Origin of the sequence: Burkholderia sp. ZZQ-2, from assembly GCF_050768715.1 — a bacterium.
GTDB classification, from domain to species: Bacteria; Pseudomonadota; Gammaproteobacteria; order Burkholderiales; family Burkholderiaceae; genus Burkholderia; species Burkholderia cepacia.
On sequence record NZ_LDVA01000288.1, the window covers coordinates 18,108 to 33,325 of the forward strand.

The following is a 15,218-nucleotide window of genomic DNA, read 5'->3' on the forward strand; positions in this document are numbered from 1 at the left end:
CGCCGCATGCCTGCTGCCGTTGCGCGAGCCGCGACGATCGGCCGGTGTTCTTTCCGATCCGGCCGCCCGCCGAACCCGTGCGGGCGGCCCACCTGATTACGGGGATGGCATGACCGAATCCGTTACCGTCCGCCGCGTCGACGCGGGCGAAGCGATGACCTGCGTCGATGCGCTGGCCGACGTGCTGATCGATTGCGTCGAGGGCGGCGCGTCCGTCAGCTTCATGTTGCCGATCGGGCGGCCGACCGCCGTCGCGTTCTGGACCCACGTCGCGAACGGCGTCGCGAACGGCGAGCGCATCCTGCTCGTTGCCGAGGACGCGGCCGGCCGGATCGTCGGCACCGTGCAGGTCGTGACCGCGCAGCCGGAGAACCAGCCGCATCGCGCGGATATTGCGAAGATGCTCGTGTCGCGGCACGCGCGCCGGCAGGGCATCGCCGGGCGGCTGATGGCGGCGGCCGACGCGGCCGCGCGCGACGCAGGCAAGACCGTGCTCGTGCTCGATACCGTGACGGGCGGCGACGCCGAGCGGCTGTACGAGCGGGCCGGCTGGCAGCGCGTCGGCGTCGTGCCGAACTATGCGTTGATGCCCGACGGCACGCCCTGCGCGACGACGGTTTTCCACAAGCAACTCGCGTAACGGGGCGCGCGATGCAGCCCGTCGCTCCCGCGCTCCTGTTCCTTACGCTCGCGGCCGGTCTCGTCGCGCTGCTCGCGCCTGCGTGGCTCGCGGCCGCGTGGCGACGCCGCACGCAGGTGCCGCTTCGCGTGTTTTTCTACGGGATGCTGACCTTCTTCGTGTTCCAGCCGGTACTGCGCATGTCGTGGCAGATTCCGCTGTACCGCTGGCTTGCTCACGACCCGCGCTGGCACCTGCCGATGCTCGTGTTCGCGGCATTGACGGCCGGGCTCTTCGAGGAATGCGGGCGCTGGGTCGCCTTCCGGTATCTGCTGCCGAAGCGGCATGATGCGCCGACGGCCGTGATGCTCGGGCTCGGGCACGGCGGACTGGAGGCGATGCTGCTGGTCGGCGTCGGGTTTCTCGCGCTCGGCACGGCTTATCTGCTCGCGCACGCGGGTGTCGTGGTGCCTGAGGGCGTGCAGTCGCTGGTCGGGTCGCAGTTCGCGGGCATGACGCTCGCGTCGCCCGTTCTCGCGTTGCTCGAGCGCACGAGCGCGCTGGCCGCGCATGTGGGGCTGTCGCTGATCGTGCTGCAGACGTTCGTGCGCGGAACGAAGCGCTGGCTGGTGTATGCGATTGCGCTTCATTTCGTGTTCGACCTCGTTGTCGTGCTGCTGACGCGGTACTGGCATGTCGATACGGTGCTGGTCGAGGCGACCCTGTTCGTGTGCAGTGTCGTGCTCCTGTTGCTGGGCATTCGCTGGAGCCGCCGGGCGGCGGGTGCCGGAGGCGCGAGCACGGGGCACGTCGCGTGACGGGCAGGGGGCGTGTCCGCTGTTTGCAGCGGGTTCGGCCGCCGGATGGCCGGCGCTTCTGATTATCCAGGCGGCATCAGCGGGTAAAAGGTCCCCGGTTCGACGAAACGGCAGGTCTGAACGGCAAGCGCCGGAATGTCTCCCCGGTCGCGGCGAGCGCAGGGGCCCGGGGCGACCGGGCTCCATCCGGGAAATCAGGCAGGGCCGGGGACGTCGCCAGTCCGATATAGTCACGCAGGAAGATTTCAGCAGCACGCCCCGGAACCCCCGCCTCGATGAAACGCTCCCATATCGTCTACGCCCTCACGGGCCTGCTTGTCGCGCTGCCGATTGCCGCGTATGCGCTGGTCAAGCCGCTGCGCGTCGTCGCGCCTGCGCTGGTCCCCGGCGTGTCGTGCCCGAGCGCCGATATCTGCACGGACGATGCCGCGAGGCTCGGCGACGCACGGCAGCTCTATCGCGACGGTTATGCGCGCGCGGCGGCAGCCGTCGGTGCGTTCCGGGAAGCGCCGCGCGTCGTGTTCTGTTCGACCCGCGCGTGCGCCGATGCATTCGGCCTCGGCCAGCGCGCGGCGCTGACGCTCGGGAATTTCGGCGTGGTTGTCGCACCGCGCGGCTGGCAGACCTACTTTCTCGCGCACGAGCTGATCCATCACCGCCAAGCGGAAGTGCTCGGCAACCTGGCCGTCGTGACCAAGCCGCGCTGGCTGATCGAAGGGATGGCGTATTCGCTCAGCGACGATCCGCGCCATCCGCTGGCGGAGCCGTTCGAAGCGTGGCGCACGCGTTTCGGCGCATGGCATGCGGCGCTGGGCGGGCAGCCGCTGTGGGAGGCCGCGCGGGCGGTCGAATAGCGGGGCAAGGGCGCCGAGCGCGCCGTCTTGCCCCGCCGTCTGCCCGTCATGCCGGCGCGACCGGATCGTCGCGCCCGGCGGTGAGCGCGTCCCGCCCCGCCGCGAGGATTTCGTCGGCCAGCGCGGGCTCGGTGCCGGCGATCGCGCGCGACAGCACGAGCGCGCCGACCATCTGGCTGAAGACGGCGATCGCGTCGCGACGCGTCTGCGCCGGCGTCCGGCCTTCGACGGCCACCATCCGTTCCAGCCGGTCGAGATACGTGGCGAGGCCGTGCGCGTAGCACGCACGCGCCGCATCGGTCAGTCGCGGCGCATCGCCCGCGAAACCGGACAGCGGGCACCCGGCCTCGACGTTGTCGCGATGCGCGGCCGACAGATACGACGCCACCTGCGCGTCGAGACTGCCGGCGTTCGGCGAATCCGCGCGGTCCTGCATGGCCTTTTCCATCACCTCGGCGACCAGCGCGTCTTTCGACTTGAAGTGGTTGTAGAAGCCGCCCTGCGTGAAGCCGGCTTCCTTCATCAGCTCCGTGAGTCCTACCGCGTCGACGCCGCGCACGCGGAACAGCCGCTCGGCGGCTGCAACGATCGCGCTCCGGTTCTCGGCAGCCTGCTGTCTTGAAACGCCCATCGATCCCTCCCTGATTTTTGCCGATCGCGTCGATTGAAAATCACAATGGCGACCACCATTGACATGAGCGGATTGCGTGAACACAATGCACGGCAAAGACAATGGTGATCGACATTGACATCGAGTGTAGCCGACTTGGCGGAGGGTGCAAAGCCGCTGCCGGAGCGGCCGATGGCAATCGATCGGCGTCTTGGGCGCCGCCGGGGCACGTGTATCGGGCAACGGGCGGCTCGCCGTCTGCCGGCGGCGTACCGGTTCGGAACGCAATGGCAGCCTGGTTTTTCACCGGATCTCACGCGCGCGGCGAGCCGGCGCGCATGCGATTCATCATGCGAAAGGAAGCGTCATGAAGATCGAAGGTGCAGTGGTGTTCGTCACGGGTGCGAATCGCGGGCTCGGGCTCGAGTTCGCGAAGCAGGCGCTTGCGAGAGGGGCGCGCAAGGTCTATGCGGCGGCGCGCGATCCGGCCACCGTGACGCTGCCGGGCGTCGTGCCGGTGAAACTCGACGTGACCGATCCGGCGGCCGTCGCGGCGGCGGCCGACGCGGCGCGCGACGTCACGCTGCTGATCAACAACGCGGGTATCGCGCGACTCGGCAGCCTGACGGACGACGGTGCGACCGACGCATTGCGCGACCACTTCGAAACCAACGTGTTCGGGATGCTGGCGATGTCGCGCGCGTTTGCGGGCATCCTCGCCGGCCATGGCGGCGGCGCGATCCTGAACATCCTGTCCGTCGCGAGCTGGGTGAACCGGCCGATCCTGTCGGGCTACGGCGTGTCGAAATCGGCCGCGTGGGCGCTGACCAACGGGCTGCGCCATTCGCTGCGCGAGCAGCGCACGCAGGTCGTCGGGCTGCATGCCGGCTTCATCGATACCGACCTGACGGCCGGCCTCGACGTGCCGAAGGCGACGCCGGCCGACGTCGTGCGCCAGGCGTACGAAGCGATCGAAGCAGGGGAAGAAGAAGTGTCGACCGACGAGTTCACGCGGCAGGTGAAGGCCACGCTGTCGTCGGGCGTCTATCTGGAAGAACCGGCGCCGCGTTGACGCCGCCGGAGCCTCGAACCCGCCTCCCGCGCCGCGTATGCGGTACGGGCGGCGGGTCGGGCCGTCAGGCCGTGGTGTCGATGATGCCCGGGATCTTCACGTCCGGGTTCACGTCCGCGTCGTAGTCGACGCCGGCGATCTCGAAGCCGAACAGCCGCAGGAACTCGGTCTTGTAGCCGGCGAAGTCGGTCAGCTCGTACAGGTTGTCGTTCGTCACGTGGTTCCATTGCGCGACGACCTTCGCCTGCACCTGCGGATCGAGCTCCTTGTAATCCGCGCGCAGGCGGCCTTCCTCGTCGACGTGCGGCGTCGCACCGTACAGGCTGTCCTTGAACAGCCCGTACACCTGCTCGATGCAGCCTTCGTGCGTGCCGGTTTCCTTCATCGTCTTGAACAGCAGCGACAGGTACAGCGGCATCATCGGGATCGCCGAGCTCGCCTGCGTGACGACGGCCTTCAGCACCGACACGCGCGCATCGCCGCCGTGCGCGGCCAGCTTGTCGCGGATCGACAGCACCTTCTTGTCGAGATCCTTCTTCGCTTCGCCGATCGAGCCGTTCCAGTAGATGTCGTGCGTGATCTGCTCGCCGAGATACGTGAACGCGGTCGTCTTCGCGCCGTCGGCCAGCACGCCGGCTTCATCGAGCGCGTCGATCCACATCTGCCAGTCCTCGCCGCCCATCACGGCGACGGTGCCGTCGATCTCTTCCTGCGTCGCCGGTTCCAGCGTGACGTCGCGGATCACTTCCTTGTCGGTGTCGAGGCCGCGGAACGTGACCGTCTTGCCGATCGGCTTGAGCGTCGAGCTGATGGTTTCGCCCGTCTTCGGATGCGTGCGGCGCGGCGCCGCGAGGCTGTAGACGACGAGATCGACCTTGCCGAGATCCTGCTTGATGGTGTCGATCGTGACCTGCTTGACCTTGTCGGAGAATGCGTCGCCGTTGATGCTGCGCGCATAGACCCCTTTTTCGGCGGCGAATTTCTCGAACGCGGCGCTGTTGTACCAGCCGGCCGTGCCCGGCTTCGTTTCGCTGCCGGCGCGCTCGAAGAACACGCCGAGCGTGTCCGCGCCCGAGCCGAATGCGGCCGAGATCCGGGCGGCGAGGCCGTAGCCGGTCGACGCGCCGATCACGAGCACCTTTTTCGGGCCGTTGGCGATCGGGCCGTGCGAAGTCACGTAGTCGATCTGTTCCTTGACGTTGGCTTCACAGCCGACCGGATGAGTCGTCACGCAGATGAAGCCACGCACGCGCGGTTTGATGATCATGGAAACCCTCTAGTCAGAAAGGCAGAAACGGCCTGAAATCGGAAAAATCCCGCGCATTGTAATGGAAGCGGCCGATCGCGGGCGGGCGCGGCCGGAACCTGGCGGATCGTCCGGTTATTTCTCTCTTGACAGAAATAACTGAAATGCCTAAATTTCACGCCATGGAACTCACACCGATTGCCGAACGATTCATTCTCCACTGGGGCGAAATGGGCTCGCGGTGGGGCGTCAACCGCACCGTCTCGCAGATCCACGCGCTGCTGTATCTGGCCGGCCGGCCGGTCGCGGCCGACGAGATCGCCGAGACGCTCAACGTCGCGCGCTCCAACGTCAGCACGAGCCTGAAGGAGCTGCAGGCATGGCGGCTCGCGAAGGTCGTGCATGTGCTGGGCGATCGCCGCGACCACTTCGAGACGTCGACCGACATCTGGGAACTGTTCAAGCTGATCGTCGAAGGGCGGCGGCAGCGCGAGATCGAGCCGACGCTCACGGTGCTGCGCGATTGCCTGACGAATCCGGAGATCGCGAACGAGAGCCGCGAGACCGAGCAGCGCATCCGCGACACGCTGCAGTTCGTCGAGACGCTCACGACCTGGTCGGACGAGATGCTGCGGCTCAAGCCCGATACGCTGATGAAGGCGCTCGGCATCGGCGCGAAGATCAGCCAGACGGTCAGGCGCAAGCCGTCGAAGTAAGCGTTACGCGCAGTGCGGGCAGGCAGCCCGCTTTTTTTGGGGTTCGTATTTCTGTCTGTACAGAAATAACTGTAAGTAGAGGATGAAAATGAACGTTGTCTTGCCGTCGACCTGCCCGCAGGGCCGCACCGGGGCGCGCCGCATGACGGTCCTCGTGTGCGGCGCGAACGGCTTCATCGGGCGGGCACTGTGCGCGCAGCTCGAAGCCGGCGGCCATCGCGTGCTGCGCGGCGTGCGGCATGCGGCCGGCCCGTGCGACGTCGCGATCGACTTCGCCGCCGACATCGATCCCGACGCGTGGCTCGCGCGGCTGAAGGGCGTCGACGTGGTGATCAATGCGGTCGGCATCCTCGCCGATCGGCGCGGCGCGACGCTCGACGCCGTGCACCGTGCCGCGCCGTGCGCACTCTTTACCGCGTGCTGCCGCGCCGGCGTGCGGCGCGTGATCCAGATCTCGGCGCTCGGCGTCGAGCGCGGCGGCACGCGCTACTTCGCCAGCAAGCTGGCCGCCGACCGCTTCCTGCAGACGCTGCCGATCGACTTCAGGATCGTGCGGCCCGCGCTCGTCTACGGCACGGACGGCGCGTCCGCGCGGTTTTTCCGGATGCTCGCGAGCCTGCCCGTGCAGGTGCTGCCGGCGGGCGGCCGTCAGCGGCTGCACCCCGTGCACGTCGACGATCTCGCCGAAGTCGTCGCGCGGCTCGTCGTGCAACCGGGCGATGCGTCGGCGGCCGGTCGCGCGGTGATCGACGTGGTCGGCAACGACGAAGTCGAATACCGCGAGATGCTGGCCCGCTACCGTGCCGCGCTGGGATTTCCGCCGGCCGCCCGCGTGACGCTGCCGGGCCCGCTGGCCGGCGCGGCGGCCGCGTTGCTCGGCACGCTGCCGGGCGCGATGTTCACGCGCGACACGTGGACGATGCTGCGTGGCGGGAACACCGGCGATCCGGCCGCCGTCACGACCATGCTCGGCCGGCCGCCGCGCGGGATCGACGGCTTCATCGGCACGGAAGCCGCCGCGCTGCGTCGCGACGCGCTGGCGATGTGGCGTCGGCCGTTGCTGCGCGGCGCGCTCGCGATCGTGTGGATCTGGACGGCCATCGCCAGCGCGTTCATCCATCCGCTGCCCGCGAGCCTCGCGCTGCTCGCGCCTGCGCACCTCACGGGGCTGCCCGCGCTGATCGCGCTGTACACGGCCAGCGCGCTGGACTTCGCGTTCGGCATCGCGACCGTCGCCGCGCCTTCACGGCGCCTGTGGGCAGCGCAAGCGGCGCTGATCGTCGCGTACTCGGCCGTCATCGCGGTCACGATGCCGGCGCTGCTCGCCGAGCCGTTCGGCCCCGTGCTCAAGAACGTGCCGATTCTCGCGATCCTGTTGATCCTTTTTTCAGAAGAAGAACAAGCATGAATACCTATCTCGTCATCAAGGCGCTTCACATCCTGTCCTCGGTGCTGCTGGTCGGCACCGGCTTCGGCACCGCGTTCTACCTCTTTTTCGCGAACCGCACGCAGTCGGTGCCCGCGATCGCGGCCGTGTCGCGCCTCGTGGTGCGCGCGGACTGGTGGTTCACGACGCCGGCCGTGATCTTCCAGCCGGCATCCGGGCTCTGGCTCGCGCACACCGCCGGCTGGCCGTGGCATACGCCGTGGCTGCTCGCATCGATCGTGCTGTATGCGATCGCCGGGGCGTGCTGGCTGCCGGTCGTGTGGCTGCAGCTCGAACTTGCGTCGATGGCGAAGCTCGCCCATGCGAACGGCGACGCCGCATTGCCGGAGCGCTACTGGCGCTATGCGAAGCGCTGGGAACTGCTCGGCTACCCGGCGTTCTTCGCGATGCTGTCCGTCTACTTCCTGATGGTGCTCAAGCCGATGTAAGCGCGTGGCCGCCGCCGCACGGGAGCGGCGGTACGGCGTGCGGGAAAGCAGTCGATCGATTCACGATGCACGCAAAGACAAGAAGGAATGCGAATCATGGAATCAAGTGAACTGGTGCTGTACTTCGACGGACGATGTCCGTTATGTGTCGCGCAGATACGGCGTCTCGGCGCCCGCGACGCGCAGCAGCGGCTGGCTTTCGTCGATATCGCCGGGCCGGGCTTCGACCCGGCGCCGCTGGGTGTCGGCCTGCCCGCGCTGAATCGCGAGCTTCATGCGCGTCTGCCGGACGGACGCATGCTGACCGGTGTGGACGGCATCCTCGCCGCCCATGCGCTGACCGGGCGCGGCTGGCTCGTCCGGCTGCTTCGCGTGCCGGTCGTGCGCGGTGTGCTGGCACCGCTGTATCGCCGCTTCGCGCGCAACCGGCACGCCGTTTCGCGCTGGCTCGGCTATCGCGCCGAAGCGGCGTGCGACGGGCCGGCGTGCGGTAGCGACCGTGCCGCCGAACCCGAGGCCGATCGTCCCGCGCGCGATGACATGCGCCGCATCGTGGTGACCTGGATGTATGGCGCGGCGCTCGCCCATCTGCTCGTCGGCATCGCCGTTCCGTGGGTGGCCGGCACGCCGTGGCTCGACGCGTATCACCGCGTCATCGAGCTGCATTTCTGGGCGGGCACGGCGCCCGGCCCGGCACGCGCGCAGCAGGTCTGGTGGATGTCGCTGATCGGCGCGACGGTGCAATGCGCGTCGGTCTGGATGCTGGCGCTCGTCCACCTCGGCAACCGGCTGCGCCGGCGGGAAGTGTGGGGATGGCTGCTGGCCGGCCTGGCGATCTGGGCGCCGCAGGACATGCTGTTTTCATTGCAGGCCCGAGTATCGGGCCACGTGGCGATCGACGCGGCGACACTCGTCGCGATGGTGCCGCCACTTGTGTGGCTGTGGAGGAGGGATACCCCATGAACACGTTGCCTGCTTACGACTGGGCGCTCAACCTGCTGATCGTGCAGGGCGCGATGGGCGCATTCGATACGCTCTATCACCACGAGCTCACGCAGGATCTGCCGCACAGCCCGCGCGCGCGGCTCGAGCTGGGGATTCACGCGGTGCGCTCCGTGCTTTACGGTCTCGTATTCGCGTCGATCGCGAACGTCGCCTTTCACGGCGCGTGGGTCGCGGCCCTCGCGGCGGTGGTGGTCGTCGAGGTGGTGCTGACGTTGTGGGATTTCGTCGTCGAGGACCAGAGCCGCAAGCTGCCGGCGACCGAGCGCGTGCTGCACACGCTGCTGGCCGTCAACGGCGGCGCGCTGTTCGGGATGATCGCGATGCAGCTGGCCGTCTGGGCGCACGAGCCGACCGCGCTTCAGGTACTCGATCTCGGCTGGCGCGGCGGGTTGCTGAGCGTGTTTGCCGTCGGCGTGACGGTATCGGGCATCCGCGACGGAATCGCGGCCTGCCGGATCGGGCAACGCGCGCCGGCCGCCAATCCGTTTGCGGGGCAGCCGCCGGGGAACGTGCTCGTCACAGGCGGAACCGGCTTCATCGGCGAAACCCTCGTGAACCATCTGCTCGATGCGGGCCATACGGTCACGTTGCTGGCGCGCGACCCGCTGCGCGCGGCCTACCAGTTTCAGGGCCGTGTGCGCAGCGTGACGTCCGCCGGGCAACTGCGGCCGCACGAGCGTTTCGACACGGTCATCAACCTCGCGGGTGCGCCGGTGCTGGGCGCGCGCTGGAGCAAGCGCCGGCAGGCGGTGCTGCTCGCCAGCCGTGTCGGCGTCACGGAATCGCTGATGCGCTGGGTCGAGACCGCCGAGGTCAAGCCCCGCACGTGGATCCAGGCGTCGGCGATCGGCTACTACGGCGTGCGGCCTTCCGACGAGCGGCTCGACGAGCGCAGCAGCGCCGGCACCGGCTTCATGTCCGGGCTGTGCCGGCAGTGGGAGCAGTCCGCGCAGGCGCTCGAGCGTCATGGCGTGCGCTCGGTGGTGCTGCGGCTGGGCCTCGTGTTCGGCCCCGGCGGCGCGTTGCGCCCGATGCTGCTGCCGCACTACTTCGGGATGGGCGGGCGATTCGGCGACGGCACGCAGGTGATGAGCTGGATTCACCGGGACGACGTGCTGCGGATCATTGCACGCGCGATGTCGAACGCGGGCATGCACGGCGTCTACAACGCGGTCGCACCCGCGCCGTTGACCCAGCGCGAGTTCGTGCAGGTCGTGTCGAAGGTGTTGGGTCACCCCGCGTTTCTGCACGTGCCGGCCGCGCCGCTGCGCATCGCGATGGGCGAGATGGCCGCGCTGCTGCTGGACGGGCAGCGGGTGATGCCGGCGCGGCTGCATCAGGACGGATTCATGTTCCGGTTCCCGACGGCCGAGCACGCGCTGCGCGACCTGACGAACCGGCCGCACGCGGATTTTCCGCGTACGGCATGTCGTTTGCCGCGCCGTCGTGTATAAATTCGGCGTGAATGCGTTCGTGGCGCGTCGTGCGCCCCGAACGCTCCGCATCCGACCTCACAAGGAGACTGCATGCTGCACATCCTCGGCAAGATTCCGTCCATCAACGTCCGCAAGGTGCTGTGGCTGTGCACCGAACTGAACCTGCCGTTCGAACAGGAAGACTGGGGCGCGGGCTTTCGCACGACCAACGATCCGGCCTATCTCGCGCTGAACCCGAACGCGCTCGTGCCCGTCATCAAGGACGACGATTTCGTGCTCTGGGAATCGAACACGATCATCCGCTACCTCGCGAATCGTTACGGCGGCGACGCGCTGTATCCGGCCGAGCCGCAGGCGCGTGCGCGGGTCGACCAATGGATCGACTGGCAGGGCGCGGACCTGAACCGCTCGTGGGTCGGCGCGTTCCTCGGCCTCGTGCGGAAATCGCCCGATCACCAGGATCCGGCCGGCATCGCGCAGTCGATCGCAGGCTGGACGAAGCACATGCAGGTGCTGAACGCGCAGCTCGAAAAGACGGGCGCGTACGTGGCCGGCAATACGTTCACGCTCGCGGACATTCCGATCGGCCTGTCGGTGAACCGCTGGTTCGGCACGCCGTTCGAGCATCCGGAATTGCCGGCGGTGTCACGCTATATCGAACGTCTCGCGACGCGCGAAGGCTTCAAGCAATACGCGGGCAGCGCGAATCCGTAAGCCGGCCAGTAGCGTGTGAGGCGGCCGTGTTGCCATCGCTGCCGCTTCACGCCTGATTCATCGATCCACGTACCCGTCGTCACGCGCCGGGCGCCGGCAGCGCGTCGAGCACGCGCGCAAGAAACGCCTCGTGGTTCCACGCGGATTCCGGCCGCGACAGCCCGAGCCGCACGACCACCAGTTGACGGCTCGGCACCACGCTCACGAACTGGCCTTCATGGCCGACCGCATGAAACGCGTCGGCCGGCATCGCGACCGCGTGCGGGTCGCGATCGTTGAACGGCTCCGGCACCTTGACCCACAGCTGCGCGCCGTATTCCTGGCGCGACGACTGCGGCGTCGCGCGCGTCAGGTAGCGTACCCAGCCGTCCGGCAGCAGCCGCTGCCCGTCCCACACGCCGTCCTGCAGCAGAAGCTGCCCGAAGCGCGCCCAGTCGCGTGCGCTCGCATACATGTACGACGGACTGACGAGTGTGCCGGACACATCGGGCTCGAACACCGCGCTGCGCATGCCGAGCGGCGCGAACAGCGCGCGACGCGGAAACGCGAGATAGTCGTCCCCGCTGCCGCCCAGCGCCTCGCGCATCACGCGTGCGACGATCGCGCTCGTGCCGCTCGAGTAGGACCACTGCGTGCCGGGTGTCGCCGCGAGCGGCTTCGCCGATGCGAACCGCGCGGTATCGGGCTGCGTGAACAGCATCAACGCGACGTCGGACAGCGGGTCGTCGTAGTCCTCATTGAATTGCAGGCCGCTCGTCATCCGCAGCAGCTCGTCGAGCGTGATGGCCGCGCGAGGATCGCCGCTGCCGCGCCATTCGGGCAGTAGCGCCGACGCATCGGGCGACAGCTTGTGCTGCGCGACGAGCGCGCCGACCAGCGCGGCCGTCACGGTCTTCGTCATCGACCAGCCGGGCAGCGGCGTGTCGGCCGTGAAGCCGGGCGCATAGCGTTCGGCGATCACCTGGCCGCGCCACATCACGACGACCGCGCGCGTGCGCCGCGGTCGTGCCGGATCGGGCTCGTCGAACGCGCGGTCGAGCGCGGTCTGCAGTTTCCGTGCGTCGATGCCGGCCGGCGGCGTGGCCGGCGCGGCTGGTGCGGGCTGCGCGGGCGGCGGATCGGGGAGGCGCGGCAGCGCGGCCGGCAACGCGCCGGGCGACGGCCCGATCGCGAGCGTGCAGCCGAGCCCGGGCCGGAAGTCGGCTTCGCGTCCGGCGAAGCCGGCGAAAGTCGCCACGGCGCGATGATGGTCGGGATCGATCGACGGGCGAACCAGCTTCAGCAGCGGATGCACGCCGGCCATGATGTCGACGTCGATCACGGACGCGGCAGGGCGGCCCGATACGTACACGCCGGAACACAGCGCCTTCGCCGCATAACCGGTCGCGACCGGCGCGAGCCGGGACAGCATGTAGCCCGTGTAGCCGATCGCGGCGACGGCCGCGAGCGCGACGCCGCGCAGGATCGGCTTCTTGAAGGGGATCGTCATGCGCGGGTGTCCTCGGTTGTCTGAAGGCGGAACACGAACCGGCAGTGTGGCAGGTTCGGGCCGGCGGTGGCAATCGCGAGGGCGGCGATGCCGGGCAGCGTCGACACGGCGCGGATTGCCCGGCCTGTGCGAATCGTCTGTGTCGATCGCCGAGGTCGAGCCGGCCGCGTGCGGCCCGTTCAAGCGGCGCATCACTGCGCGTTGTCGTGGTCGGAGCGCAGGGTCCAGACCGTCGCGGTATTCGTGTTGTCGTCGACGGCCGCGAATTGCGGCTGGCCTTTGCGGCCGCGCCCGAACGCCTGGCCGAACGCGGCCTGGGAACGGTGTCGACCTGCATTTGCGCGACGAAGCGCCCGTCCACCGTAAATTCGACGATCTCGCTCGGCCGCAGTGGGTCGGCGTTGACGCGTCGCCGTTCGCGGTCACGAGATGGCCGTTCGGTGCGAGCGCCAGCGCGACCCGGCCCGGCAAGTTGAAATCCGACCCGTCGTCGGCCGATAATCGTCCGGCATTGCATTCCCGCTTTCCCAGTCCAACCGATATCGGAACCCGACATGTCCTACGACAACAACAACCCGTTCGCCAGAATCCTGCGTGGCGAACTGCCGTGCGTGAAGGTCGCGGAAGACGACACGACGCTCGCGATCATGGATCTGATGCCGCAGGCCGACGGCCACGTGCTCGTGATCCCGAAGGAGCCGGCCGCGCAGATCTTCGACTTGTCCGGCGACGCAGCCGCGGCCGGCATCCGCATGACGCAGCGCGTCGCGGCGGCGGTGCGCGCGGCGCTCGAGCCGGACGGCGTGTTCATCGGCCAGTTCAACGGCGCGGCAGCCGGCCAGACGGTTCCGCACGTGCACTTCCACGTGATCCCGCGCTGGGAAGGCGCCGAGCTGCGGATGCACGCGCGCGAGATCGCCGACGCGGCGACGCTCGAAGCGCTCGCGCAGCGCATTCGCGCGCGTTTCGTGTAACGCGTCGAGCGTATGCGGCACGGCGCGCCACGGCACACCGGCCGGTCGTCGCGCCATTACCTGTTTCGGCGGTCATGCGAGGTAACACGTGTAACCGCCGGCGAAACTCGGCCCGGCCGACCCGGCGCTAGACTCGGCGCATTGCTTCATCGAGCGACAGGAAGGGCGGATCGCCTCTTCGTGCCGGCCGCCGCACCTCGCGGCGGCGCGGCTTTCGCGAGGTGCCATTCGTCTTTCGCGCCGGGAATCGAGCCATGTCCAGACTTCTCATTACGCTTGCCCTGATCGGCGGCCTGTCCGGCTGCTACGTCGCGCCGCCGTACGGCTATGCGCCCGCGCCGGCCTACTACGGCTATGCGCCGGCGTATTACGCGCCGCCTGTCAGCGTCGGGATCGGCGGCAACTTCCGCATCCGCTGACCCGGCACCGGGCGCGGGCCCTGGCCGCCCCGGCCAGGGTCGTGGCGTCGTGCCGGACGATGCGCGCGGATTCGCGCGCCGCATGACGGCGGCGCGCCGCGCGCCGTGTGCGCGGTTCCTATAATTCACAGGAAAGCGCACTCCGGCGAGGCAGTCATGACAGTCACCCGCAAGGTCGCCGCCCTGTCGGGCATCTCCACGCTCGTCTATCTCGGGCTCGCGGTGCTCGGCAGCGGCGGGTTCGCGGCCTTCTTCTCGCATCCGCCGCTGACCGTCGTCGTCGTCGCGACACTCGCGATGGCCGTCGCGGCGATGTTCACCGAAGGCAACCTGAGCAGCGGCGAGCGCGAGAACCGCGACAACCGCTGGGTGCTCGCGGCGTTCGGGGTGAGCGGGTTCCTGCTGGCCTACCTGCCCGCGCTGACCGACCGGCTCGACTTCTGGACCTTCGGCGGCGACGCGGTGCGCTGGGCCGGCGTTGCGCTCTACATCGCGGGCGGCGTGCTGCGCATCTGGCCCGTGTTCGTGCTCGGCAAGCGCTTCAGCGGGCTCGTCGCGATCCAGCCGGGCCATACGCTCGTGACCGACGGCATCTACCGCCGCATCCGCAATCCGAGCTATCTCGGCCTGCTCGTCAATTCGGTCGGCTGGGCGCTCGCGTTCCGCTCAGGTGTCGGCGTGCTGCTGGTCGTGTTGACGATGATCCCGCTCGTCGCGCGTATCCGCTCCGAAGAGGCGCTGCTGCGTGCGCAATTCGGCGCCGAGTACGACGCGTATTGCGCGCGAACCTGGCGGCTGCTGCCCGGCGTGTACTGACCCCCTTCATTTTTCCCCGACCGTCGTTTCCGGGCCCGCTCGCGACACGTGCCCGATGTGTTGCCACGTGTGTCGCAAACGTGCGACGCCCCGCATGGACGACCCGTCGTCGCGCAGGGCCGGAACCTCGGCAGAGCCAATGCCGGCGCGGGTTTGCGGGCATTCTGGTGCGGGCGTTCGGGGGCGCCTGTTCGTAAACAACTTGTTACCAGAATGTCGACGGCAAGGATGCGGGACCGGTGCTATTCTTCGCCGCAAGCTCATTGAAATGAATTGGTCCGCGGTTCGGCACAATGCCAGACCCGACGTCGATCGATTCGGATCGTCGTACCGAGCGGACCTTCGATAACCAGATTGCGAACAAGGAAGAATACGGGAATGTGGAAGAAAATCGCCCCCGCTCTCGTCGTCGCCGCGCTGACCGGCGCGACTGCGCTGCCGGCCCTGGCAGGTGACATGAACAACGCGCTTGGCGGCGCGCTCGGCGGGGTAGCCGGCGCAGCGGTCGGCGGTGCGCTCGGCGGCAGCACGGGCTCGGTGATCGGCGGCGCCATC

At 68.6% G+C, this 15,218-nt stretch carries 16 protein-coding genes and 1 pseudogene; 13 read left to right on the forward strand and 4 right to left on the reverse strand.

Translation table 11 applies throughout. The features are described from left to right. The first annotated feature begins 109 nt into the window (after positions 1-109). The 3 genes from ABY44_RS24020 to ABY44_RS24030 all read left to right on the forward strand — a co-directional run bounded on the left by ABY44_RS24020 (position 110) and on the right by ABY44_RS24030 (position 2,291). Positions 110-640 carry a GNAT family N-acetyltransferase gene (locus tag ABY44_RS24020; protein WP_060173997.1) on the forward strand — a complete coding sequence of 177 codons (531 nt, stop codon included), beginning with the start codon at positions 110-112 and terminating at the stop codon, positions 638-640. Between the two features lie 11 nt (positions 641-651). Next, positions 652-1,437: a YhfC family intramembrane metalloprotease gene (locus ABY44_RS24025; protein WP_060173996.1), complete on the forward strand. Its 786-nt coding sequence runs from the start codon at positions 652-654 to the stop codon at positions 1,435-1,437. A gap of 275 nt (positions 1,438-1,712) precedes the next feature. Further along, positions 1,713-2,291 carry a membrane protein gene (locus ABY44_RS24030; protein ID WP_027790388.1) on the forward strand — a complete coding sequence of 193 codons (579 nt, stop codon included), beginning with the start codon at positions 1,713-1,715 and terminating at the stop codon, positions 2,289-2,291. Between the two features lie 46 nt (positions 2,292-2,337). On the opposite strand, the gene ABY44_RS24035 is transcribed toward ABY44_RS24030, so the two are convergent. Next, positions 2,338-2,922, reverse strand: a complete 585-nt coding sequence (locus ABY44_RS24035; RefSeq protein ID WP_060173995.1) for a TetR/AcrR family transcriptional regulator — start codon at positions 2,920-2,922, stop codon at positions 2,338-2,340. Positions 2,923-3,268: 346 nt separating this feature from the next. Here ABY44_RS24035 and ABY44_RS24040 point away from each other — a divergent pair, with 346 nt between their 5' ends. After that, positions 3,269-3,973, forward strand: a complete 705-nt coding sequence (locus ABY44_RS24040) for an SDR family oxidoreductase (protein WP_048023522.1) — start codon at positions 3,269-3,271, stop codon at positions 3,971-3,973. Positions 3,974-4,037: 64 nt separating this feature from the next. Here ABY44_RS24040 and fabV read toward each other — a convergent pair whose 3' ends face one another. After that, positions 4,038-5,240, reverse strand: coding sequence for an enoyl-ACP reductase FabV (gene fabV / locus ABY44_RS24045; protein ID WP_021159934.1), 1,203 nt, complete (start codon positions 5,238-5,240; stop codon positions 4,038-4,040). Positions 5,241-5,401: 161 nt separating this feature from the next. On the opposite strand from fabV, the gene ABY44_RS24050 reads away from it, so the two are divergent. The 6 genes from ABY44_RS24050 to ABY44_RS24075 all read left to right on the forward strand — a co-directional run bounded on the left by ABY44_RS24050 (position 5,402) and on the right by ABY44_RS24075 (position 10,965). After that, positions 5,402-5,935 carry a GbsR/MarR family transcriptional regulator gene (locus ABY44_RS24050; protein ID WP_006480371.1) on the forward strand — a complete coding sequence of 178 codons (534 nt, stop codon included), beginning with the start codon at positions 5,402-5,404 and terminating at the stop codon, positions 5,933-5,935. Positions 5,936-6,023: 88 nt separating this feature from the next. Then, on the forward strand, positions 6,024-7,343 hold the full coding sequence (locus ABY44_RS24055) for an SDR family oxidoreductase (RefSeq protein ID WP_060173994.1): 1,320 nt from the start codon (positions 6,024-6,026) through the stop codon (positions 7,341-7,343). After that, positions 7,340-7,810, forward strand: a complete 471-nt coding sequence (locus tag ABY44_RS24060; protein WP_021159932.1) for a DUF2269 family protein — start codon at positions 7,340-7,342, stop codon at positions 7,808-7,810. Before ABY44_RS24055 ends, ABY44_RS24060 begins: the two co-directional genes overlap by 4 nt. A 96-nt stretch (positions 7,811-7,906) precedes the next feature. Continuing rightward, positions 7,907-8,773: a thiol-disulfide oxidoreductase DCC family protein gene (locus tag ABY44_RS24065; protein WP_060173993.1), complete on the forward strand. Its 867-nt coding sequence runs from the start codon at positions 7,907-7,909 to the stop codon at positions 8,771-8,773. Continuing rightward, positions 8,770-10,269 carry a TIGR01777 family oxidoreductase gene (locus ABY44_RS24070; RefSeq protein WP_060173992.1) on the forward strand — a complete coding sequence of 500 codons (1,500 nt, stop codon included), beginning with the start codon at positions 8,770-8,772 and terminating at the stop codon, positions 10,267-10,269. Before ABY44_RS24065 ends, ABY44_RS24070 begins: the two co-directional genes overlap by 4 nt. A 72-nt stretch (positions 10,270-10,341) precedes the next feature. Further along, complete coding sequence (locus ABY44_RS24075) at positions 10,342-10,965, forward strand: glutathione S-transferase family protein (protein ID WP_027790394.1); 624 nt, start codon at positions 10,342-10,344, stop codon at positions 10,963-10,965. A gap of 79 nt (positions 10,966-11,044) precedes the next feature. On the opposite strand, the gene ABY44_RS24080 is transcribed toward ABY44_RS24075, so the two are convergent. Further along, a complete protein-coding gene (locus tag ABY44_RS24080; RefSeq protein ID WP_060173991.1) occupies positions 11,045-12,454 on the reverse strand; it encodes a serine hydrolase domain-containing protein in 1,410 nt (469 codons plus the stop codon). A gap of 191 nt (positions 12,455-12,645) precedes the next feature. Next, positions 12,646-12,928: pseudogene (locus ABY44_RS24085) on the reverse strand (hypothetical protein); the annotation flags it as partial. An 80-nt stretch (positions 12,929-13,008) separates the two neighbouring features. Between ABY44_RS24085 and ABY44_RS24090 the strand changes: the two are divergent. The 3 genes from ABY44_RS24090 to ABY44_RS24100 all read left to right on the forward strand — a co-directional run bounded on the left by ABY44_RS24090 (position 13,009) and on the right by ABY44_RS24100 (position 14,663). After that, a complete protein-coding gene (locus ABY44_RS24090; protein WP_021159927.1) occupies positions 13,009-13,428 on the forward strand; it encodes an HIT family protein in 420 nt (139 codons plus the stop codon). A 254-nt stretch (positions 13,429-13,682) separates the two neighbouring features. Beyond that, complete coding sequence (locus ABY44_RS24095) at positions 13,683-13,847, forward strand: hypothetical protein (protein WP_162836114.1); 165 nt, start codon at positions 13,683-13,685, stop codon at positions 13,845-13,847. A 156-nt stretch (positions 13,848-14,003) separates the two neighbouring features. After that, positions 14,004-14,663, forward strand: coding sequence for a methyltransferase family protein (locus ABY44_RS24100; protein ID WP_060173990.1), 660 nt, complete (start codon positions 14,004-14,006; stop codon positions 14,661-14,663). The last annotated feature ends 555 nt before the right edge of the window (positions 14,664-15,218 follow it).